At 71.1% G+C, this 21,823-nt stretch carries 20 protein-coding genes and 1 riboswitch; of the genes, 13 read left to right on the top strand and 7 right to left on the bottom strand.

The window, feature by feature from the left end:
* Positions 1-2: 2 nt before the first annotated feature.
* On the bottom strand, positions 3-1,154 hold the full coding sequence (locus C1A38_RS31215) for an FUSC family protein (RefSeq protein WP_158244939.1): 1,152 nt from the start codon (positions 1,152-1,154) through the stop codon (positions 3-5).
* Positions 1,155-1,301: 147 nt separating this feature from the next.
* Here C1A38_RS31215 and C1A38_RS24445 point away from each other — a divergent pair, with 147 nt between their 5' ends.
* Entirely contained in the window at positions 1,302-2,762 is a 1,461-nt protein-coding gene (locus C1A38_RS24445; RefSeq protein WP_102660063.1) for a menaquinone biosynthesis decarboxylase, read from the top strand.
* On the top strand, positions 2,762-3,751 hold the full coding sequence (gene mqnP / locus C1A38_RS24440; RefSeq protein WP_102660062.1) for a menaquinone biosynthesis prenyltransferase MqnP: 990 nt from the start codon (positions 2,762-2,764) through the stop codon (positions 3,749-3,751). Before C1A38_RS24445 ends, mqnP begins: the two co-directional genes overlap by 1 nt.
* A 20-nt stretch (positions 3,752-3,771) precedes the next feature.
* Here mqnP and C1A38_RS24435 read toward each other — a convergent pair whose 3' ends face one another.
* Positions 3,772-4,827 (bottom strand): terpene synthase family protein, encoded by a 1,056-nt coding sequence (locus C1A38_RS24435; RefSeq protein WP_102660061.1) that lies wholly within the window; start codon positions 4,825-4,827, stop codon positions 3,772-3,774.
* Positions 4,828-5,006: 179 nt separating this feature from the next.
* Between C1A38_RS24435 and C1A38_RS24430 the strand changes: the two genes are divergently transcribed.
* The gene (locus C1A38_RS24430; RefSeq protein WP_102660060.1) at positions 5,007-5,636 is read left to right on the top strand and encodes a UbiX family flavin prenyltransferase; all 630 of its coding nucleotides are present in this window, start codon (positions 5,007-5,009) and stop codon (positions 5,634-5,636) included.
* A gap of 30 nt (positions 5,637-5,666) precedes the next feature.
* Here C1A38_RS24430 and C1A38_RS24425 read toward each other — a convergent pair whose 3' ends face one another.
* Positions 5,667-5,933 carry a BldC family transcriptional regulator gene (locus tag C1A38_RS24425; RefSeq protein WP_102660059.1) on the bottom strand — a complete coding sequence of 89 codons (267 nt, stop codon included), beginning with the start codon at positions 5,931-5,933 and terminating at the stop codon, positions 5,667-5,669.
* A gap of 268 nt (positions 5,934-6,201) precedes the next feature.
* Between C1A38_RS24425 and C1A38_RS24420 the strand changes: the two genes are divergently transcribed.
* Positions 6,202-6,660, top strand: coding sequence for an Lrp/AsnC family transcriptional regulator (locus C1A38_RS24420; protein WP_102660058.1), 459 nt, complete (start codon positions 6,202-6,204; stop codon positions 6,658-6,660).
* A 37-nt stretch (positions 6,661-6,697) separates the two neighbouring features.
* Positions 6,698-7,789, top strand: a complete 1,092-nt coding sequence (gene cds1, locus C1A38_RS24415; RefSeq protein WP_102660057.1) for an L-cysteine desulfhydrase Cds1 — start codon at positions 6,698-6,700, stop codon at positions 7,787-7,789.
* A gap of 79 nt (positions 7,790-7,868) precedes the next feature.
* Here the strand turns inward: cds1 and C1A38_RS24410 are convergent, their stop codons facing one another.
* The 3 genes from C1A38_RS24410 to C1A38_RS24400 form a co-directional block, all read right to left on the bottom strand.
* The gene (locus C1A38_RS24410; protein ID WP_199180317.1) at positions 7,869-8,498 is read right to left on the bottom strand and encodes a putative glycolipid-binding domain-containing protein; all 630 of its coding nucleotides are present in this window, start codon (positions 8,496-8,498) and stop codon (positions 7,869-7,871) included.
* 213 nt (positions 8,499-8,711) lie between these two features.
* Positions 8,712-10,520 carry a DEAD/DEAH box helicase gene (locus C1A38_RS24405; protein WP_233196997.1) on the bottom strand — a complete coding sequence of 603 codons (1,809 nt, stop codon included), beginning with the start codon at positions 10,518-10,520 and terminating at the stop codon, positions 8,712-8,714.
* Between the two features lie 201 nt (positions 10,521-10,721).
* On the bottom strand, positions 10,722-10,928 hold the full coding sequence (locus C1A38_RS24400) for a hypothetical protein (protein ID WP_102660056.1): 207 nt from the start codon (positions 10,926-10,928) through the stop codon (positions 10,722-10,724).
* A 581-nt stretch (positions 10,929-11,509) separates the two neighbouring features.
* Here C1A38_RS24400 and C1A38_RS24395 point away from each other — a divergent pair.
* Positions 11,510-11,977: a hypothetical protein gene (locus C1A38_RS24395; RefSeq protein WP_102660055.1), complete on the top strand. Its 468-nt coding sequence runs from the start codon at positions 11,510-11,512 to the stop codon at positions 11,975-11,977.
* A gap of 683 nt (positions 11,978-12,660) precedes the next feature.
* Here the strand turns inward: C1A38_RS24395 and C1A38_RS24390 are convergent.
* The gene (locus C1A38_RS24390; protein WP_102660054.1) at positions 12,661-14,205 is read right to left on the bottom strand and encodes a C40 family peptidase; all 1,545 of its coding nucleotides are present in this window, start codon (positions 14,203-14,205) and stop codon (positions 12,661-12,663) included.
* Positions 14,206-14,471: 266 nt separating this feature from the next.
* On the opposite strand from C1A38_RS24390, the gene mqnE reads away from it, so the two are divergent.
* The 7 genes from mqnE (at position 14,472) to C1A38_RS24355 (ending at position 21,823) form a co-directional block, all read left to right on the top strand.
* Entirely contained in the window at positions 14,472-15,641 is a 1,170-nt protein-coding gene (gene mqnE, locus C1A38_RS24385; protein ID WP_102660053.1) for an aminofutalosine synthase MqnE, read from the top strand.
* 79 nt (positions 15,642-15,720) lie between these two features.
* Positions 15,721-16,143: a hypothetical protein gene (locus C1A38_RS24380; protein ID WP_102660052.1), complete on the top strand. Its 423-nt coding sequence runs from the start codon at positions 15,721-15,723 to the stop codon at positions 16,141-16,143.
* Between the two features lie 75 nt (positions 16,144-16,218).
* Positions 16,219-16,557, top strand: coding sequence for a DUF4229 domain-containing protein (locus C1A38_RS24375; RefSeq protein WP_102660072.1), 339 nt, complete (start codon positions 16,219-16,221; stop codon positions 16,555-16,557).
* 163 nt (positions 16,558-16,720) lie between these two features.
* Complete coding sequence (locus tag C1A38_RS24370) at positions 16,721-18,601, top strand: M14 family metallopeptidase (RefSeq protein WP_102660051.1); 1,881 nt, start codon at positions 16,721-16,723, stop codon at positions 18,599-18,601.
* 126 nt (positions 18,602-18,727) lie between these two features.
* Positions 18,728-18,860, top strand: a riboswitch (cobalamin riboswitch).
* An 85-nt stretch (positions 18,861-18,945) separates the two neighbouring features.
* On the top strand, positions 18,946-19,881 hold the full coding sequence (locus C1A38_RS24365) for an ABC transporter substrate-binding protein (protein ID WP_102660050.1): 936 nt from the start codon (positions 18,946-18,948) through the stop codon (positions 19,879-19,881).
* Between the two features lie 32 nt (positions 19,882-19,913).
* The gene (locus C1A38_RS24360; RefSeq protein ID WP_102660049.1) at positions 19,914-21,005 is read left to right on the top strand and encodes a FecCD family ABC transporter permease; all 1,092 of its coding nucleotides are present in this window, start codon (positions 19,914-19,916) and stop codon (positions 21,003-21,005) included.
* Positions 21,002-21,823 (top strand): ABC transporter ATP-binding protein, encoded by an 822-nt coding sequence (locus C1A38_RS24355; RefSeq protein ID WP_102660048.1) that lies wholly within the window; start codon positions 21,002-21,004, stop codon positions 21,821-21,823. The genes C1A38_RS24360 and C1A38_RS24355 overlap by 4 nt, the downstream gene beginning before the upstream one ends.

Below are 21,823 nucleotides of genomic sequence, written 5' to 3'. Positions count from 1 at the left end.
GGTCAGCTGTCGCCGGTTCGATGCTCGCTGGGCAGGGCCAGAGCGGCGTCGATCGCGTCGAGCACGTCCGGTTTGTCGGCTACGGCGCTGCGCAGCAGGTCGACGGTCACCATCCGGATGTGGCCGACGATGGTGCAGCCCGGCAACGGCTGCTCGTGCCGGACCAGCGGCGTCATCGCCCGGACCGCGTCGAGCGCCACCGCACCCGCCCGGTCGACGTGCCGGTCGGCCGTGTCGCCGTCGCCGGCCACGACGGCGGTGAGCACCGCGGCGGTGCAGCCGGCCAGTCGGCTGAGCCCGGCCAGCGCGGTGGCGAGCTGCGGTGGCGGCGGTTGCGGCAGCCGGGCCAGCACCACCGTCGAGCGGGCCAGCGTACGGGTGTTGCGGACGGCGTAGTCGACGTGGTCGGCGGCGGACCGGGCGGCATCGACGCGGGACCGACTGCCCCGCTCCCAGATCGCGAGGCGCAGGTTCTCGTCGGCGACCGACACCGCCCGGCGCAGCGCGGCGGTGCGCGAATCCAACTGCTGAGCCCGCCCGAAGGCGGATCGGGCCGCCTGCTCGTCGTGCCGCTGCACCGCCTGGCGGATGTCGTCGAGCACCCCGGACAGCTCCGCGAACGTCCGCCGCCCCTCGGTGTCCAGGGGCCGCAGCGGTGACTGTGCGCCGACGACCTGGGTGATCAGCAACGCGATGGAGCCGCCGATCAGCGCGTCGTAGAGGCGGGTCGGTTCGAGTTCCTGGCCCGGCGGCACCACGGCGACCAGGAAGAGCGCGGACGTGGTCAGCTGGTTACGGACGACGCCGGGAGCACCTGTGGCGACCGTTATCCCGGCCGCGGCGAGGATGACCACGAAGACGGCGGCGGTGGAGCGGGCACCGAAGACCCCGACCACCGCCTCACCGAGGACCACACCGACCGCGATACCGACCAGGACCCGCAGGGCCCGGCGCAGCCGTACGCCCCGCGCCTGCGACAGGACGATCAGCGCGGCGGCCGGGGCGTAGAACGCCGAGAGGTCGCCGCTGCCGTGCGGGCCGCCGAGCAGACGACTGGCGACGAACCAGGACGCGGTGGTGGCCAGCGTCACCTCGACCACGAGCAGCCAACTGTCACGCAGTCGGCCTCCGGCGGTCCGGAACCAGTTCGTCACCCGGGACACGCCGTACAACGAGGTGACCGGGGGTTGCGTCGCTGTCGCCCGGTTCTGGCGCAGGCTGTGGTGGAACGCACACCATGCCGCCCACACCACCTGACCCGGGCGGCCGGAACGGCAGCACGGTGGGGGAGACTTGCTGACATGGCTGCTCGTGGGTTTCCCTACACCGATCTGAAGGATTTCCTGGCCGCGCTGGAGCGCGCCGGCGAACTGCGCCGGGTCGGCGTACCGGTCGACCCGACACTGGAGATCAGTGAGGTGGTGACCCGTACGGTCCGGGCCAACGGGCCGGCGTTGCTGTTCGAGCGGCCCACCCGGGGCGAGATGCCGGTGGCGATCAACCTGTTCGGCACCGAGAAGCGGACCGCGATGGCGCTCGGCGTCGAGTCGCTTGACGAGATCGGCAACCGGATCGGCGAGATGCTCAAGCCGGAACTGCCTGTGGGTTTCTCCGGCATGATGGGCGGCCTGGGCAAGGTGATGCAGCTCAAGTCGATGCCGCCCAAGAAGGTCAAGACCGCTCCCTGCCAGCAGGTGATCTACCGGGGCGACGACGTCGACCTGAACCGGCTGCCGGGACTTCAGGTGTGGCCGGGCGACGGCGGGATCTTCCACAACTTCGGGCTGACCCACACCAAGCACCCGGAGACCGGCAAGCGCAACCTCGGGTTGTACCGGCTCCAGCAGCACAGCCACAACACCCTCGGCATGCACTGGCAGATCCACAAGAACTCCACTGCGCACCACGCCGTCGCCGAGCGGCTCGGCCAGCGGCTGCCGGTCGCCATCGCGATCGGCTGCGACCCGGTGGTCAGCTACGCGTCGAGCGCACCGCTGCCCGCTGACATCGACGAGTACCTGTTCGCCGGGTTCCTGCGCGGTGAGCGGGTGGAGATGGTCGACTGCCTGACCGTGCCGTTGCAGGTGCCGGCGAACGCCCAGGTGGTGCTGGAGGGCTACCTGGAGCCGGGCGAGCGGCTGCCGGAAGGCCCCTTCGGCGACCACACCGGCTTCTACACCCCGGTCGAGCCGTTCCCGGTGCTGCACGTCGAGGCGATGACCATGCAGCGCGACCCGGTGTACCACACGATCGTCACCTCGAAGCCGCCGCAGGAGGACCACGGCCTGGGCAAGGCCACCGAGCGGATCTTCGCCCCGCTGCTGCGCTTCCTCATCCCGGACATCGTCGACTACGACCTGCCGGCCGCCGGGGTCTTCCACAACTGCGCGATCGTGTCGATCCGCAAGCGCTACCCGAAGCATGCGCAGAAGGTGATGAACGCGATCTGGGGCGCGCACATGATGTCGCTGACCAAGCTGATCGTGATCGTGGACGAGGACTGCGACGTGCACGACTACAACGAGGTCGCGTTCCGCGCCTTCGGCAACGTCGACTACGCCCGCGACCTGCTGCTCACCGAGGGCCCGGTGGACCACCTGGACCACTCCTCGTACCAGCAGTTCTGGGGTGGCAAGGCCGGCATCGACGCCACCCGCAAGCTCCCCAGCGAGGGCTACACCCGAGGTTGGCCCGAGGAAATGACCATGACCCCCGAAGTCATCTCCCTGGTAGACAAGCGCTGGAAGGAATACGGCATCTAATGGCGCCCCCTACCCCTACCCCCGCCCCCGACCCTCGCGATCTTGCACTTTCGGTCGCTGATTCGTCCGCTTCGTCCAGCTCTGCCCCGACGGAAAGTGCAAGATCGCGGGGGCGGGTGAAGGCGTTTTTGCGGCTTGTGGCGATTGAGCACTCGGTGTTTGCGTTGCCGTTTGCTTACCTGTCGGCGTTGACTGCTATGGCGGTCAATGGGGGGCGGGTGGGGTGGGGGGATCTGGCGCTGATCACCGTGGCGATGGTGGGGGCGCGGACGTTTGCGATGGCGGCGAACCGGATCCTGGATCGGCGGATCGATGCGCGGAATCCGCGTACCGTCAATCGGGAACTGGTGACGGGGGCGGTGAGCCTGCGGACGGCCTGGACCGGGGCGGGCGTGGCGCTTGCCTTCTTCCTGGCCGCCGCCGCCCTGCTCAACCCGCTCTGCCTGGTGCTGGCGCCACTGGCGGTGGTGCCGCTGATCGTCTACCCGTACGGCAAGCGGTTCACCAACTGGCCGCACGCGATCCTCGGAATCGCCCAGATGGTCGGCCCGATCGGGGCCTGGCTCGCGGTGACCGGCACCTTCGCCGGCTCCGGCCCGGCCTGGGTGCTCGGTGCCGCCGTCGGCCTGTGGATCGGTGGCTTCGACCTGATCTACGCCTGCCAGGACGCCGAGGTGGATCGGAAGATCGGGGTGCACAGCGTGCCCGCCCGGTACGGGATGCGGTTCGCGCTGCACGCCTCCACCGTCGCGCACGTGGTGACGTTCGCGCTGCTCCTCTGGTTCGGTGCGCTTGTCGGCCTCGGCTGGCTCTGGTGGATAGGGCTGGCGCTGACCGCGATCGCCTTCGGCTACCAGCACCTGGTGGTCAAGCCGGACGACCTGAGCAAGGTCAACCGGGCGTTCTTCACCGCCAACGGCTTCGTCAGCATCGCCCTGTTCGTCTTCGCCCTGCTCGACCTGGTGACCCGCCTGGACCTGCGCCCCTGACCCGTCGGCGGCGGGGGACGTTAAGAAGGGGCCCCTTTACTACCGGAGGCGTTAATAAGGTGCCCTTCCTTACCCGCGTAGCGGGTGCTTTCGAGGGTCCAGTCGATGGTGCCGCGGACGGCGCGGGCCACCCCGTCGAGATGGGCGGTGACTGCCGCGTCCAGCGCCGGTCCGAACGACGGCACCGCCGCGCGTCGGTCGACGAACTGTCGCATCGACTCGTGCCAGCGTCGCGTCACCAGCTCGACCGCGTCATCCACCGGCACCTGACGCTCGGTGGCGATCGCCAGGACGAGGTTGTGCCCGCCCGAGGTGGCCGCGTCGGAGGCCAGCGAGGCGAGGTCGTTGTACCAGGAGAGCAGGTCGTTGCCGAGGTCGCGCAACTCGCGTAGCAACGGATGGTGGTAGACGGCGTCGGGCAGCGGTCGGCCGGTGACGAATTCGGTGAGCGGATAGGAGACGTCCGCCGCCGAGGTGGCCCGGCGCAGTGCAACGTACTCGGTGACGCCGGGCGCGTGACCGCGAGACTTGTTCGTCGCCTCCTGCCAGGTGCCGTCGAGGTGCCGGGCCACCGCGTCGGCGAAGCGCAACCGCCAGCGGGTCGGCATCCGGCGGTGCGGTTCCCGCCAGGCGTTGACAAGCAACCGGCGCAGAGGGCCCCGCAGCCCGGGATGTCGCGGCCGGGAACGACCTTGCAGCAGCAGTACCGCGCCGTCCCGTAGCCCGCGGATCTCGGCCAGTTCGAGCCGGCCCGGCCCGTCGCAGGCGTCGTCGACCAGGAAGAACCAGGTGAACAGCGCGGACAGTACGCGCAGGTCGGCCTCGGTGGCGTCCGGATAGAGCCGCCCGGCGTAGTGGGCGAAGCGGGCACCGGCCAGCCGTTGCCGCCCCGGCTCGTCGAGCGGCAGCCCGGTCTGCGGCAGCCAGCCCATCAACCAGCGCTGCGTCTCCTCGGCGTACGGGGACTGTCGGGACGCAACCGGACAGGCATCGCGTAACGCCGGCAGGATCTCGGTGGCGAGCCGCACGGGCCGGTTCTCGTCAGCGGGTCGCGTCGGCAGGGTGTGATCAGCCATCCCGGATCCTCTCCCACGTGCCACGCCTGCGCACGCCCACGCGTTCGGCCTCGGGCAGCATGCCAGGTGGTGGCCGGTCGCCGGGGTCCGGTCGGACATCAGGGCCGTTACCGGCAGATCGGGTGGCCGCCCTCGGGGTGGCTGCCCGGCGGCCGGCAGCGACCAGGCAGGCTGGAGGCATGCGTGAACCATGGGTGGTCGGGGTGTCCGGGGCGTCGGGTACGCCGTACGCGGCTGCGGTGGTACGTGGGCTGATCGACGCCGGGCAGCCGGTGGACCTGATCGTCTCCCGAGCCGCCCGGTTGACCATCCTCGACGAGACCGGACGTCCATTCCGCGACGCACACTGGGCCGAGGATCTGTCCGCCTGGCTCGGCCGTGATCTGGACGGCGCGGATGTGCGGCACTGGCCCGCCGGCGACCTGGCGGCCGGACCCAGCAGCGGCTCGTACCCGGTGCGTGGCATGGCCGTGGTGCCCGCGAGCACGGCGGCCTGCGCCGGCATCGCGATCGGGCTGTCGAAAGACCTGTTGCAGCGGGCCGCCGAGGTCAACCTCAAGGAACGCCGGCAGGTGGTCGTCGTACCGCGCGAGACGCCGGTGACCCGCAGCCACCTGGAGCACCTGATCGCGTTGCACGATGCCGGCGCGGTGGTGCTGCCAGCCAGCCCCGGCTTCTACGGTGCGGGCGCCGCCGCTTCCGCGGCGCAACTTGTGGATTTCGTGGCGGGCAAGGTGCTCGACGCGCTCGGCGTGCCACACACCCTGTTCCACCGCTGGACCGGAACGTTGAACGCGGACCGGACCTGACGAACCGGTCCGCGTTCGATCCGCACCACTTCAGTACATGCCGGCGTTGGCCGGGCCTGGCCCGGTCGTGGCGGTCGGGCTCGCATTGCGCGCTCTGCCCATCTCGTCCGCCTCTTCCAGCATGCCCTCCCCTTCAAGCAGGGCCCGCACCTCGGATTCCCGAAACCGGCGGTGCCCTCCTGGAGTCCGGATGCTGCCGATCCGGCCCGCTGCCGCCCAGCGCGTCACGGTCTTCGGGTCAACCCGAAACAGCGCGGCGACCTCACCCGGTGTCAGCAGGCGATCTCCAGTGTCCACAGCCCCCTCCTCGCGTCGACGAAGCCCCCGGCTGAACACACTGCCCCCGGCCGGTGCGAGCCCAGAGCCGTCATGAGGGACGTATGGCAATTACAGCACCAGCGACCAGGCGTGTCCGCCAAACGCGAAAAATGCACTGAGTGGGAAGTTAGTAATGGTACCGGCGTCCCGCCCTTCGGACCCTCGGTATGGGAACTGTCGCTCTCGGTAATGTGCAACGGGTGCCGGCGTCCCGGTGTCACGCGGTGCCGACTAGGGTCTACAGTCCGTGGACGCCATCGACCTCGCCCTCGTGGACCTGCTCCGCGGCAACGCCCGCCTCTCGTACGCCGAACTCGCCCGCCAGGTCGGCCTCTCCGCTCCCGCAGTGCACGAACGCGTCGGCAAGCTGGAAGCCGGCGGGGTGATCCGGGCCTACCGGGCCGAAGTCGAGCCGGAGACCATCGGCCTGGCCGTGACCGCCCTGATCAGCGTGGTCGAGGATTCCGGCGCGGACACCGACGACGTGCTGGAGGCGGTCCGCGCCATGCCGGAGATCGAGTCCTGCTACTTCATGGCCGGCGTCGAGTCGTTCCTGCTCAAAGCCCGGGTGAGCACCATCGCCGAGCTGGAGCAGTTGATCGTACGGCTGAACCGTACGCCCGGCGTGGCCTCGACGCGTACCAGCATCGCCCTGTCGACCAAGTGGGAGAACCGTCCGCAGCCGGTCGGCCCGTCCTCTTCGTAGATTCCCAGCTCCCAGCCTCGCTTGCTAGTTTGCGAGAGTGACTCATCTTGACCGGTGTGACGAGGCGAGCCGGCGGTGGGTGACCGAGGCGATCGCCGCAGTCGAGGCCGACGCGAACCGGTCCGCCGACACCCACCTGCTGCCTTTCCCCCTGCCCCGGCGCTGGGGCATCGACCTCTACCTCAAGGACGAGTCGGTCCACCCGACCGGATCGCTGAAGCATCGGCTGGCTCGCTCGCTGTTCCTCTACGGGCTCTGCAACGGCTGGATCGGGCCGGACACCACAATCGTGGAGGCATCGTCCGGCTCCACGGCCGTCTCCGAGGCGTACTTCGCCCGGATGCTGGACCTGCCCTTCATCGCGGTGATGCCCGCCTCCACCTCGCCGGAGAAGATCGCGCAGATCGAGTTCCAGGGCGGCCGGTGTCACCTGGTCGAAGATCCGGCGAAGGTGGTCATCGAGGCGCGCTGGCTCGCCGAGGACACCGGCGGGCACTACATGGACCAGTTCACCTACGCCGAGCGCGCCACCGACTGGCGGGGCAACAACAACATCGCCGAGTCGATCTACGCGCAGCTGTCGCTGGAGCGCCATCCCGTACCGGCCTGGATCGTCGTCGGCGCCGGCACCGGCGGCACCAGCGCGACCATCGGAAGGTACGCCCGCTACCGGCGACTGCCCACCAAGCTCTGCGTGGTCGATCCGGAGAACTCGGCGTTCTATCCCGCCTGGTGGGTGGCCGACTGGTCGGTTCGCACCGGCCAGGGCTCCCGGATCGAAGGTATCGGCCGGCCGACGGTGGAGCCGTCGTTCCTGCCCTCGGTGGTGGACCGGATGGTGCAGGTACCCGACGCCGCCTCGCTGGCCGCGATGCGTTCCGGCTCGGCGGTGCTGGGCCGACGGGTGGGTGGCTCGACCGGCACCAACCTGTGGGGTGCCTTCGGGCTGATCGCCGAGCTGCTGGCCGCAGGTCGGACCGGCTCGGTGGTCACCCTGATCTGCGACGCGGGCGACAGGTACGCCGAAACGTACTACTCCGACGAGTGGGTGAGCGCGCAGGGCCTCGACCTGGCCCCCCACCTGGCCACGATCGACCGCTTCCTGACCGACGGCAGCTGGCCCGCCTAGCTCGGCCTGGCTTCCGCTCCGGTCGGCCAGCGGTCGAGCTTTCGCTCCGGCTGCTCAACGGTTGAGCGGCCGCGGCTTGTCAGCGGGTCGTGGAGAGCTGCGCCAGGCCCGGGTAGTGCCGGACGAAGCCGTCGGCGTCCATCTCGATGTCGGCGCTGAAACCGCCGCTGGCGTATCGGAACCGGGTCGGGCCAAGCCCGGTGTAGACCTGCTCGGCCGGCAGCACCGTCAGGCTCGGCACCAGCACCCACACCACGGTGAGCGGATAGCTGGTGTCGGCGGCCTGGTCGGCCAGCCGGAGCCGGCGTACCGGCAGCGTGTTGAACAGCGGCGAGCCGCCAAGGTCCACGTCGAGAGCGTCGGCCAGCCGGTCCGGATCCTCGACGCCCGGCAGCCCGGCCGGCGCACGCCCGGCGGCGGCGAGGGCCGCGTCCAGGTCACCCTGCTCGGCGGCGGTCACCCGCCATCGATCAGTGGCCCGTTCCAGGCGTACGCTGCGTCGCCAGCCCGCTCCCTCGACCTCGACCTCGACCCGGACGCTCGCCCACTGAGGGTCGGTCAGCAGCTGGTAGCGGCAGGTGTAGGGAATCGGGTCGGCAGCCACCTGCGTGCCGTGTGCCGCCAGGCCGTGACTGTCATCAGCGAGGGCATGTTCGGCACCGGCGGTGTCGATCCGGGTCCACAGCAACGACTTCGACATGGTCGGCATGAATCGGACGTTACGCCACCCGGCCCAGGCGCGGCAGCGCCTTTGCGCCGAACACCAGCCCCCCGCTCCACCCCTGCGTGACAGGTGTCGGGCTCGATCGCGTGTGCCGGTGGCTTGATCGTGCTCGATCCGGGATCGAGTGGCCTCGGGTTGAGCGTGAGACCACTCGATCCCAGTTCGAGTGTGATCTTCGGTGCGTCAGCGCAGCGTCGATCAGTGGGTACGCGCGTGGGAGCGCCCGCTCGGCGCGCGCCAGTCCTCCCGTGGCCGGTCCTGCGGGCCCCGGCCATCCGAGCGCGGCCGGTCGCCGTACCGACGCTCGCCACGGGCCGGCTCGCCGAACCGGCGCTCGCCCCGAGGGTGACCGCCGTAGCTGTGCTCACTGCGGCTCGAATCGCCGTAGCTGCGCTCGCCCCGGCTGTCCGCCCCGTAGCGGCCCGTGCCACGGGAGTCGTCGCCGTAGCGGCGCTCGCCCCGGGAGTCCGTACCGTAGCGGCCCGTGCCGCGGGAGTCGTCGCCGTAGCGACCCGTGCCCCGCGAGTCGTCCCCGTAGCGAGCCGCACCACGGGAGTCGCCGGCGTAGCGGCGTTCACCGCGTCCGGTGTCGCCGTGGCGGCGGTCGTCACGGGGCTGGTCGCCGAAACGGCGGTCGCTGACGGGGCGGTCACGGTAGCGGCGCTCGGTGGTCGGGCCGTCGAAGCGGCGCGGACCGCCGGGCCGGCTGCTCCGGCGGGGAGCCTCCGGCTCATCGCGTACGGGCACCCCGCTCGGCTCCCGTGCCCCGGTCAGCTCGGTCAACGCCGGGTCACCGGCGCGTACCCGCGTCTCCGCGGGCTGCACTCCGGCCTTCTCCAGCATCGCCAGCGTGGTGCGTCGCTGCTTGGGCAGGACCAGCGTGGCCACCGCGCCGGTCTCCCCGGCGCGGGCGGTACGGCCCGCGCGGTGCAGGTAGTCCTTCGAGTCCTTCGGCGGGTCGACGTGCAGCACCAGGGTGACCCCGTCGACGTGGATGCCCCGGGCCGCCACGTCGGTGGCGACCAGGACGTTGGTCCGTCCCTCGCGGAACTCCGCCAGGGTGCGGGTACGCATCCGCTGGGTCTTGCCACCGTGCAGCCCGCCGGCCCGCACACCGACCGCCGCGAGCTGGCTGACCAGGCGGTCCACCCCGAGCTGGGTACGGGCGAACACGATGGTCCGACCGGCGCGCGCCGCGATCGACGCGGTGACCGGGAACTTGTCGCTCGGCGGGATCAGCAGCAGGTGGTGATCCATGGTGGACACGGCTGCGGTCGCCGGGGCGGTGGAGTGGGTGACCGGGTCGGTCATGAAGCGCTTCACCAGCGCGTCCACATCGGCGTCCAGTGTGGCCGAGAAGAGCAGACGCTGCGCGTGCGCCGGAGTCTTCGCCAGCAACTCGGTGACCTCGGGCAGGAAGCCCATGTCGGCCATCTGGTCCGCCTCGTCGAGGACGGTGATCTCCACGTCGTCGAGCTTGCAGATGCCGCGTTCGATCAGGTCGGCGAGCCGGCCGGGCGTGGCCACCATGACCTCCACGCCGCGCCGCAGGGCATCGATCTGGCGGTCGTAGGGCACCCCACCCACGGCGGTCTTGAGGAACACGCCGACCGTGCGACCCAGCGGGGCCAGGGCGTCGTTGACCTGCATGGCCAACTCTCGGGTGGGCACCAGGATGAGGGCTCGCGGGCGGGACGGCCGGGCCCGGTCGCCGTCGGCGATCCGCGCGAGCAGCGGCAGCCCGAAGGCGAGGGTCTTGCCGGAACCGGTCTGCCCCCGGCCGAGCACGTCCCGTCCGGCGAGGGCGTCGGGCACGGTGGCGCTCTGGATCTCGAACGGGGCGGTGATGCCCTGCCGGGCGAGTGCCCGAACGAGCGGCTCGGGCAGGCCCAGCGCCTCGAAGGTGATCGAGTCGTCGGAGCCGGCAGCGCCGGCCGACGGCGAGGCCGGGGCGATGTCGATGTCTTGGGCGGACAGCGGGGTGCTGGAGACAGCGGAGGTGGTCAACAAAAACCTTTCGAGCGGGGCGCACATTTGCGATGTCCCGCCGCGGCACGACGCCGCCGGATCTTCAGCAAGAACGCCCAGAGGCGCGCACGGTAGCGCGCCGGGTCAGTGATCAGCCCCAAGTGTACGGCGAACGGCGAGCCGCCACCCGCGTCGGCGGGGGGTAGTGGGCGGTTTCACCCGTCGATCCACCGATCGTCGTCACTCCAGCAGGCCGCTGAGCGCATTGTTCGCGACCAGTACGACCAGCACACTGATCGCCACGAGCAGTGCCAGGGCGACCGCCATCACGATCACCACCCGAGTGGTGCTGCTGGAGCGTTCGGTGCCGTTGTCCGCCCAGCCCTGAGCCAGGATGTGCCCGGTCAGCGAGCCTGAATTGTCCGCTTCACCGGCCGGGAAGGCCACCGTTGCGGAGCCCGAGCCACCGGCGTAGTAGGAACTCAGATCCGCGTCGCCGGTCCGCGGCGCAGCCGGCGCGCCGCCTGCAACCGAGGACCCTGCCAGGGGTCCGCTTTCTGTCGAGGACCCTGCGAGGGGTCCGCTTGTTGTCGGAGACCCTGCCAGGGGTCCGCCTGCTGTCGGGGACCCCCCGACGGATCCGGCCGTAGCCGCAGACCCCGCGACCGAGGGGCCCGATGCCGGCGACCCGGCGACGGAGCCGCCCGCAAACGGGGGCCCCGCGATGGAGCCGCCCGGCTCCACGGCGGGGGCAGCGGCCGGCAGCAGACCCGGGCGGGTCGACTGCCGAGGTGCCGCTCCCGGTGAACTCGGGGCAGGCTCGTCCCGGCGTCCGGTGGGGGTGACCGGTGGTGGCCAGACCGGCAGCGCAGGGGCCGGCACGAAAGGCGCCGCACCGGCGGATTCCGGGCCGGTGGTGACGCCGGCCCGGTTCGACGCCCCCGGAGCCGTTCCGGTGACCCGCCCGGCTGGTACCGAAGCCGACCCCGACGACACGCTCGCGCTGGATGCGGGTGGGGGCGGGAACGGTGGCGCGGGCATCGGACCCGGCGGGGGCGGTGGTGCCGGCATCGGCGGAGTCGGCGGTGGCGTCGGCGGTCCCGGCAGTGGCGGCGAGGGCCGGGGTGCGGGAGGTGGCGCAGGCACCGGCCCCGGCGGATACGGCACAGGCGGACCCGGTGCCGGCGGCGGGGGCACGGGCGGACCCGGAACCGGCGGCGCGGGCGGACCCGGTATCGGTGGTGCCGGCGGCACGGGTGGACCCGGTACCGGCGGGGTCGGTGACGGCGGCGCCGGTGGACCCGGTACCGGCGGGGTCGGAGATGGCGGCGCGGGTGGCCCCGGCACCGGTGGTGCGGGGGACGGCGGCGCGGGTGGGATTGGTGTCGGTGGAACCGGTGCTGGCGGACGTGGCGCGGGCTCCGGCTCGGGCGTCGGCGGGGTTGGCGGTTGGGCTGGTTCCGGGGGTTGGGCGGGCTCCGGCGGCTCGGGGCTGACCGGCGTGGACCGGTACACCCCGGAGGCCCTGCCGCCGGCACCGGCGGCCTGCGCCTCGTCGACGCTCACCCGGCTCATTCCCGGCACCCGGACGCTGGCCCGCACCGGTCCACCCACCCTGCCGGCGCCAGCAGGCGACGCGAGCCCGGCTGCGCCAGGCTGCGACGCGAGCCCGGCTGCGCCAGGAGGCGATGCGGGGCTGGCTGCGCCGGGAGGTGACGCGAGGCCGGTTGCGGCGGCCGGTAGCGCGGGTCCGGTCGGGCCGGCCGGCGACGTGGGTGCGGTACCTACTGGTGGGGCGGGTTCCCTGCTGGCCGGCCGGGGGACACCCGCCCGTCCCACCGCAGGCTGGTTGGCCGAGGCCAGCCGTCCGGCTGCGGGGCTGGGCGCGACGCCCGGGGCCGACTCGGTGATGGGGACGGCGGGGGCCGATGCGGCATCGGAGGCCGGTGTGGTGGAGGCGGGGGGAGTCGATCCAGAGTCGGCTGTCGCCGGAACCTCGTGCTCGCTCATCCGTGCCTCCGCGCCACGCTCGCACCCGGATCCGCAACGCGACCGGGAGTGCCTGAGTGACACCGTGCCACATTCCGGCGGGATGGCACAGCCGGAGTGCCCACAGTGTTCCGAGTGAGGCCGTACGGTGCCGGCCGGGTGTCGATCGGTGGGTCGGGACTTAGCTGCCTCAGCGCCCGCCCACCGCCGACGGGGTGGCCGAAACGCTCTCCTCCGGAGCGAGGCTGCTCGCCGCCGTGGTCGGGCTGGTGTCGTCGCCGCCGTCGCTGTCGCCGGGCGTACCCGACGACGTCTGCGTGGGCGTCGGTGTGGTGGTGCCCGGTGGCGTGGCGGAGGGCGACGGAGTGTCCGACGGGGTGGGCGTGGGGTTCGGCGTCGGCGAAGGCGTCGTCGGGGTGGGCCGTGGCGTGGTCGGCGTCGGCTTCGGCGTGGTGGGCGTCGGCTTCGGCGTCGTCGGGGTGGGCTTCGGTGTGGGCGTCGGCGTCGGTGTGGGGGTGACCGACGGAGCCGGCACCGCACCGACCACCCGCGTCGCGGCGTAGAGCCGGGACCAGCGCACCGTCGAGATCTTCACCACGTCACCGCTGGTCGGCGCATGGATCATCTTGCCGTTGCCGACGTACATCCCCATGTGGTGGATCGTCCGCCAACTGCTGCCGCTGGCGAAGAAGAGCAGGTCGCCGGGGAGCAGCGCGGACCGCGACACGGTGCGGGACCTGGTCGCGTAGTACTGGTCGCGGGCGACCCGGGGCAGCTTGTAGTAACCCGCCGACCGGTACGCCGACCAGACCAGACCCGAGCAGTCGAACGAGTTGGGCCCGGTGGCCCCCCAGACGTACGGGTCGCCCAGTTGCCGACGCGCGTACGCGAGGGCGGCAAGCGCGGTGGGATGCGCGACCAGCCCGTCCGCCGACTGGGTCGGGTAGTCGCCACCCAGTTGCTGCTCGGCGCGTTCCTGCTGGCGGGCCAGCTCGACCAGCTGGGTGGCGTTCTGCTCGCGCAGCTTGACCAGCTTGGCTTCTTCGTCGCGCAGCGCCTTCTCAGTCGCGGTGTGCTGCTCCTGGACGCCGCGCAGCCGGGACTCGGCCGCCGTGTGCGCCTGCGTCGCGACCTGTGCGTCGGTTTGCGCGCGGGCCAGCTCACCGGCGGCCGGCGCGGTGTCGTGCTCAGCCCGTTCGCCGCGGTTGACCCGCCGGAGCAGGTCCAGTTCGAGCAGGTCGGCAGCGAACCCGGCGGTGGGCAGGGCCGCGTCGACCTTGATCGCCTGGGCGGCGGCCTGGTCGGCCCGCTGCTGTGCCTGTAGCAGCGCGGCCTCGGCGAACTCCAGGTCGCGTGCCGCGGTCGCCAGTTGAGTGTCGGCCTCGGTGAGCTGCTGCTTGAGGTCGAGTAGCTGGGTGCCCAGCTCACCGATCCGGGCCTCGGCGGCGTTGATCTGCTGCTCGAGGGCGCTGGCACCGGGCGAGGAGGTCGTGGGAATCACACCGGGCGGGACGCTCGCCGGAGCGCCGCCGGGCAGTTGCAGCGGGCCGGTGACCACCGGGCGGGAACCGGTGTCGGGCACCGTGACGGGCACGCCCGGCTCGGCGTACGCCGGTGCGGCGAGGACTGTGGTGGCGACGGCGCTGAGCAGCGCAGACCAGAGCATCGGCCGAAGCACCGGTGAGATCACCGGAGGTCGTCGCCGCTGCCGTCGCCCGTGCCCGCTGTCGACCATTGCGCTCCTCGTCCGGTGGTGCTGCAACCGCGTCGTGGTGCGGACGCGGTGGATCGGGGACGGTACCAGGGTGTGTCGTCCCCCACCCTGTCTTACCTCACCGGTACGACGGTGTCGATGTCTGAGCGGGTCACAGAAGCCTGAGAGTCCGATTAGCGGTGTGGTGTCCGGCAGAGGGCGCTGTGAGCTGCCCGGGTGCCCGACGTAGGCTCTGGATTGCGACCGGGGTCCGGTCGTGACCGCACTGGGAGGGGACGGGGCTTTCGATGGACGCCGGACTCAAGCGTGAGCTCGAAGCGAAGGTGTACGCGGGAGAGCGACTGACCCGGGAGGACGGCATCGCCCTCTACGCCAGTGACGATCTGACCTGGCTGGGGCGGCTGGCCCACCACAAGCGCACCGAGCTCAACGGTGACCGGGTCATGTTCAACGTCAACCGGCACCTCAACCTGACAAACGTGTGCAGCGCGAGCTGCGCGTACTGCTCGTTCCAGCGCAAGCCGGGCGAGAAGGACGCGTACACGATGCGCATCGACGAGGCGGTCCGCAAGGCCAAGGAGATGGAGGACGAGCAGCTCACCGAGTTGCACATCGTCAACGGCCTGCACCCGACCCTGCCCTGGCGTTACTACCCCAAGGTGCTGCGTGAGCTGAAGGCCGCGCTGCCGAAGGTCAACCTCAAGGCGTTCACCGCCACCGAGGTGCAGTGGTTCGAGAAGATCAGCGGGCTGAGCGCCGACGAGATCCTGGACGAGTTGATGGACGCCGGCCTGGAGTCGCTGACCGGCGGCGGCGCGGAGATCTTCGACTGGGAGATCCGGCAGCACATCGTCGACCACGCCTGCCACTGGGAGGACTGGTCGCGGATCCACCGGCTGGCCCACAGCAAGGGCATGAAGACGCCGTCGACGATGCTCTACGGCCACATCGAGGAGCCCCGGCACCGGGTCGACCACGTGCTGCGGCTGCGCGAGTTGCAGGACGAGACCGGCGGCTTCCAGGTCTTCATCCCGCTGCGCTACCAGCACGACTTCGTGGACTCGGCGGACGGCAAGATCCGTAACCGGATCCAGGCCCGCACCACGATGGCCTCGCCGGCCGAGTCGCTGAAGACCTTCGCGGTCTCCCGGCTGCTGTTCGACAACGTCCCGCACGTCAAGTGCTTCTGGGTGATGCACGGGCTCTCGGTGGCCCAGATGTCGCTCAACTTCGGCGTGGACGACCTGGACGGCTCCGTCGTGGAATACAAGATCACCCACGACGCCGACTCGTACGGCACGCCGAACACCATGCACCGCGACGACCTGCTGCACCTGATCTGGGACGCCGGCTTCCGCCCGATGGAGCGCAACACCCGCTACGAGGTGGTCCGCGAGTACGATGCCGCGCCGACCCTGGCGCAGCGTCGGGCCGAGCCGCAGCAGGTCTGGGCCTGACCTCTCGACGCGTCGGCAGACGCCCTCGCGCTGGCCAGCGCGAGGGCGCCGACCCGGCTCGCGTACCCTTCTCGGGGAGATGAGCGAGCAGCAGAGCACCTTTCCCCGGCGGGACGCCGAGGGGCGCATCCAGTACCTGGGTGACCTGATCGGCGTGGCGCTGGCCGGTGCGGTCATCGGGATGCTGGTGCTGGTGCTCTTCGACGGGGCCTTCGCCTGGTTCGGGGCCGGTGATTTCGGCCAGGCCAACGGCTGGCTCGCGGTGATCCTGCCCGCCTGGCTCTTCTGGGAGGAATTCCGGTCCTGGGACTTCGGTGCCCCCCGGGTGGTGGCCGCGTTGGTGGCCGTCGCGGTGGCGGTGGTGTCCGGGCTGCTGGTGGCCGGGCTCGCGACCGGGCTGCCGCCGCTGGCGTCCGGCGGGTTGGCCGCGGTGACCTTCACCGTGGTCTACGCGCTGGTCTGGTTCCCCGGCGTGCGCTGGTTGGTCAACCGGACGAGCTGATCCGGGTCGGACGGACCGCCCGGAGTGGGCTGGTCGGAACGCACATGGCGACGTGAACGAGCGGAGTGGATGAACGTGAGTGCGGCGGTCAAGTACACACTCGGCCGGGTCGGGTTGTTCGCGGTCGTGGTGGCGGCCCTCTGGCCTGTCGACATCGACATCTTCCTGAAGCTGATCGTGGCGCTGCTGTTCTCCGCCGCTCTGTCGTTCTTCCTGCTCAAGGGCTGGCGTGACGAGATGGCCGAGGAGATGGCCGCGGCCGCCGAACGACGTCGTACCGAGAAGGAGCAACTGCGCTCCGCGCTGGCCGGCGACGACCAGGCCACCGGTGGCGCCGGCACCTCGACCGGCGAGTCCGGTTCGTCGACCGAGCAGCCGGGCGGCTCCGATTCCGGGCGCGGTCCGTCGGCCTGAGCAGGCGCTCGGCTCCGCCGAGCATCCGTCGGCGGAACCATGTTGCCGACGTGAGGATCAGGTTGGGATGGGCGGAACAGCGACCGATGTTGATATGACCATGTGACCGGTGGTGGGCTGGCCGCTACCGAGCGGGAAACCCCGCGCCTCCAGGAGGTTGTCCATGGCCTTCCGATCCAACCCTGTCCGCCGGACGCTGGCGATGATCGTCGCCGCCGGTCTCGGCCTGCTCGCACTCTCCGCACCACCGGTCTCCGCTCGACCCGCACCGGACCGGGATGAACAGCCGGCTGCCGCGCCCTACCGGGTGCTCGGCCCGCGTACGCTGGCCGACCGCACCGCGGTCGCCCGCACCGGTGCCGCGATCGACTACTCGGAGCACGGGGTGCTGCACATCTCGGCCACCCGCGCCGAGGCTGCCGCGATCACCCGGCTCGGCTTCACGTTGGAGCCGATCGCCGCGCCGCCGACGGACCGTGGGCATGACCACGGGGACGTCGGTGCCCTGGCCTTCCCGCCGGCCGACGCCAACTACCACGACTACGCCGAGATGGTCGCCGTGGTCAACAAGGTCGTCGCGGACCATCCGGCGATCGCCCGCAAGATCAGCATCGGCACCTCGTACGAGGGCCGGGACCTGGTCGCGATCAAGATCTCCGACAACGTCGCCACTGACGAGAACGAGCCGGAGATCCTGTTCAACTCACAGCAGCACGCCCGTGAGCACCTGACCGTCGAGATGGCCATCTACCTGATGAACCTCTTCACGGACAGCTACGGCTCCGACTCCCGGATCACCAACCTGGTCAACAACCGGGAGATCTGGATCGTGCCGTCGGTCAACCCGGACGGCAGCGAGTACGACATCGCCACCGGCTCCTACCGGTCCTGGCGCAAGAACCGCCAACCCAACAGCGGATCGTCGTACGTCGGCACGGACCTCAACCGCAACTGGAGCTACAACTGGGGCTGCTGCGGCGGTTCCTCCAGCTCGACCTCCTCGGACACCTACCGGGGTCCCTCGGCCTTCTCCGCGCCGGAGACGCAGGCGCTGCGCAACTTCGTCAACAGCCGGGTCGTCGGTGGAGTCCAGCAGATCAAGGCCAACATCGACTTCCACACCTACTCCGAGCTGGTGCTCTGGCCGTACGGGTACACGTACAACGACACCGCCACCGGGATGAACGCCGACCAGTACAACACCTTCGCCACCATCGGTCGGCAGATGGCCGCGACAAACAACTTCACCCCCCAGCAGTCAAGTGACCTGTACATCACCGACGGCAGCAGCATCGACTGGATGTGGGCGGTGCACGGCATCTGGGCGTACACCTTCGAGCTGTACCCGCGCTCGGCCTCCGGCGGCGGCTTCTACCCGCCCGACGAGGTGATCCCGCAGCAGACCACGCGCAACCGTGAGGCGGTGCTCATCCTCGCCGAGTACGCCGACTGCCCGTACCGGGCGATCAACAAGCAGGCCCAGTACTGCGGTGGTGGCAGCGGCGGTACGACGGTCTGGTCGGACACCTTCGAGACCAACACCGGCTGGACGATCAACCCCAACGGCACCGACACCGCGACCTCGGGCCAGTGGGAGCGGGGTGCCGCCCAGGCCACCAACTCCAGCGGGGCCAAGCAGCTCACCCCGTACGCCGGCAGCAACGACCTGGTGACCGGTCGGTTGGCCGGTTCCGCAGCCGGTGACTACGACGTCGACGGCGGCGTGACGAGCGCCCGCTCCCCGGCGATCACCCTGCCGTCGAGCGGCACGTTGACGCTGTCGCTGGCGTGGTACCTGGCCCACGGCTCGAACTCGTCCTCGGCCGACTACCTCCGGGTCAGCGTGGTGCACAACGGCGGCACCACCACCCTGCTCAGCCAGGCCGGGGCGGCCAGCAACCGCAACGGCGCCTGGACCACCTCCAGCCTCAACCTCACCCCGTACGCCGGGCAGTCGATCCGGATCCTGGTGGAGGCGGCGGACGCCTCCACGGCGAGCCTGGTCGAAGCGGCTGTGGACAACGTCACCATCACCGCCTCCTGAGCCGACGGGGCCCCGTCACACCCCCCTCGCGCGGGGCCCCGTCTTCAGGAAGTGACTCGGGTACCAGATGCGTGGGTCGGCTCGGCGTCGAGTCGACCCACGTGGCCGTCCCCCGGCTCGGCGGGGCGGCCACCGGGCGTGCGCTACGGTTCTACCGACCCGCCACAGCGAAGTCGGTGTGAAACCGGCGCTGTCCCGCAACTGTGATGCCCCCGAGCGGGGGACGAGCCAGGTCGCCTGTGGCGCGGTCGCGACACGCGCTCTCGAGGAAGGGCGCCTCGCCCACGGGTGCCTGTGGCTCCCTGTCGGCGAAGCACCACACTCCTCGACCGACAGGAGGACCGATGTTCAGACGTACCCCCCGGATTCTCGCCGCCACCCTCGCGGTGGCCGCACTGGCGCTCGGTGCCTGCGCCGAGAAGACCACCGAGACCCCCACGGCCAGCGGCAGCCCGACCGGCGGCGCCTTTCCCGTCACCGTCGGGTCGCTGACGCTGGACCAGCGCCCCGAGAAGATCATCTCGCTGGCGCCGACGGCCACCGAGATGCTCTTCGCGGTCGGTGCCGGCCCGCAGGTCGTCGCGGTCGACGACCAGTCCAACCACCCGGCCGACGCACCGAAGACGGAGCTGTCCGGCTACCAGCCCAACGCCGAGGCGATCGCCGCGAAGAACCCTGACCTGGTGGTGCTCAGCGACGACCGGAACAAGATCGTCGACCAGTTGGCGGCGTTGAAGATCCCGGTCTACCTGACCCCCGCGGCGCAGACGCTCGACGACACGTACCAGCAGATCACCGACCTGGGTGTGCTCACCGGCAACGCCACCGCCGGCGCCGACGTGGTGCAGCGGATGAAGGACGACATCGCGAAGATCGTGGCCGAGGTGCCGCAGCGGGTTCAGGCACCCACCTACTTCCACGAGCTGGGCCCGGAGCTGTACACCGTCACCAGCAACACCTTCATCGGCTCGATCTACTCCCTCGCCGGCCTGGAGAACATCGCCGACGCGGCCGACGCGGACGGCAGGAGCGGCGGCTACCCGCAGCTCTCCCAGGAGATGATCGTCGCGGCCAACCCGGACTTCGTCTTCCTCTCCGACGTCAAGTGCTGCCAGCAGAGCCTCGCCACGGTCTCGGCGCGCAGCGGCTGGGCGGACATCAACGCCGTACGCGACGGCCAGATCGTGGAGCTCGACGACGACATCGCCTCCCGCTGGGGCCCGCGCGTGGTGGACCTGCTGCGCACCATCGTGGACGCCACCACCAAGGCCGAGAAGTGACGAACGGCAGGCGTTGACAGGGGACCCTTCCCATGCGTCAAGCCTTGAAAAGGGGCCCCTCCCTGTCGCCGGCGGCCCGGCCGGCGGGCCTGCGGAAACGTTGGCTCGCCGCCGGTGTCGTCGCCGTACTCGTCGCGGTCGTCGCCGGTGTCTCGCTCGGCCCGGTCAGCCTGCCCCCCGGCAGTGTCGCGCTCGAACTGCTCAACCTGCTGCCCGGCGTGCACGTCGACAGTGGACTGACTGAGCGGGAAGTCGCCATCGTCACCGAGCTGCGGTTGCCCCGGGTGGTGCTCGGACTGCTGGTCGGCGGGCTGCTGGCCCTGGCCGGCGGTGCCTACCAGGGGGTGTTCCGCAACCCGCTGGCCGACCCGTACCTGCTCGGGGTGGCCGCGGGGGCGGGGCTGGCGGTCACCGTCGTACTGACCATCGGTGGCGTCGGTGCGAGCGGTGCGCTGACCGGTCTGCCGCCCACCATTCCGCTTGCCGCTTTCGTCGGCTCGCTCGGTGCGGTGATCATGACGTACCTGCTCGGTGCGGCCGGTGGGCGCAGTCGTTCGCCGGCCGCGCTGATCCTGGCCGGGGTGGCCGTCTCCGCGTTCCTCTCCGCCGGGCAGACGTACCTGCTGCAACGCAACGCGGACAGCATCCAGGCCGTCTACTCCTGGCTGCTCGGGCGGCTGGCCACCGCCGGCTGGCAGGACGTCCGGCTGGTCCTGCCGTACTTCCTGATCACCACTGTGATCGTGCTGCTGCACCGGCGGGAGTTGGACGTGCTCTCGGTCGGTGACGACGAGGCGGCCAGCCTCGGCCTGCACCCGCAGCGGTCGCGGTACCTGCTGATCGCCGCCGCCTCGCTGGGCACCGCCGCCGCGGTCTCGGCCTCCGGCCTGATCGGCTTCGTCGGCATCATCGTGCCGCACACCGTACGGATGCTGGCCGGGTCGAGCTACCGGGTGATCCTTCCGCTGTCGCTGCTGTTCGGCGGGGCCTTCCTGGCCCTGACCGACGTGGTGGCCCGGACCGCCGCCGCGCCGCAGGAGATCCCGATCGGGGTGGTCACCGCGCTGCTCGGCGGGCCGTTCTTCGTCCTCGTGCTGCGTACCGCCCGAAGGGTGCTGACATGACGCCGCCCGAGGTGCCCGTCGTCGGGCCCCCCGCCGAGGTGCCTGCCGTCGAGGTGCGTGATCTTCAGGTCAAACTCGACGGAGTGCCCATCCTCGCCGGCATCGACCTGACCGTGCGCTCCGGCGAGTGGGTCACCGTGATCGGTCCGAACGGCGCCGGCAAGTCGACCCTGCTGCGCGCCGTCGGCGGCCTGCTGTCCGCACCGGACGCGGTCCGCCTCTTCGGTACGCCGCTGCGCGACCTGCGCCGCCGGGAACGGGCCCGGGTGGTGGCCACGGTGGCCCAGTCCCCGGTCGTACCGCCCGGGATGGCGGTGCTCGACTACGTGCTGCTCGGCCGTAACCCGTACATCCCGCCGCTGGGGCGGGAGTCCGCCACCGACCTGGCCGTCGTGCACGAACTGCTGGACCGGCTGGACCTCGACGGGTTCCACGGCCGCGAACTGGCCACCCTCTCCGGCGGGGAACGCCAGCGGGTCTTCCTCGCTCGGGCGTTGGCCCAGGGTGCCACCCTGCTGCTGCTCGACGAGCCGACCAGCGCGCTGGACATCGGCCACCAGCAGGAGGTGCTGGAACTGGTCGACCAGTTGCGCCGTACCGAGGGCCTGACCGTACTGGCCACCATGCACGACCTCTCCATCGCCGGCGAGTACGCCGACCGCATGGTGCTGCTCGCGAACGGCCGCGTCGCCGCCACCGGCACCCCCGACCAGGTCCTGACCGAAGACCTCCTCTCCCACCACTACCGCGCCCACGTCACCGTCATCCCCGGCCCCCACGGCCCCCTCGTCCTCCCCACCCGCCCCACCCACCCCTAA

The organism is Verrucosispora sp. ts21 (genome assembly GCF_002879555.1).
GTDB lineage: Bacteria > Actinomycetota > Actinomycetes > Mycobacteriales > Micromonosporaceae > Micromonospora > Micromonospora gifhornensis.
This window is presented reverse-complemented; position numbering and strand designations above follow the sequence as displayed.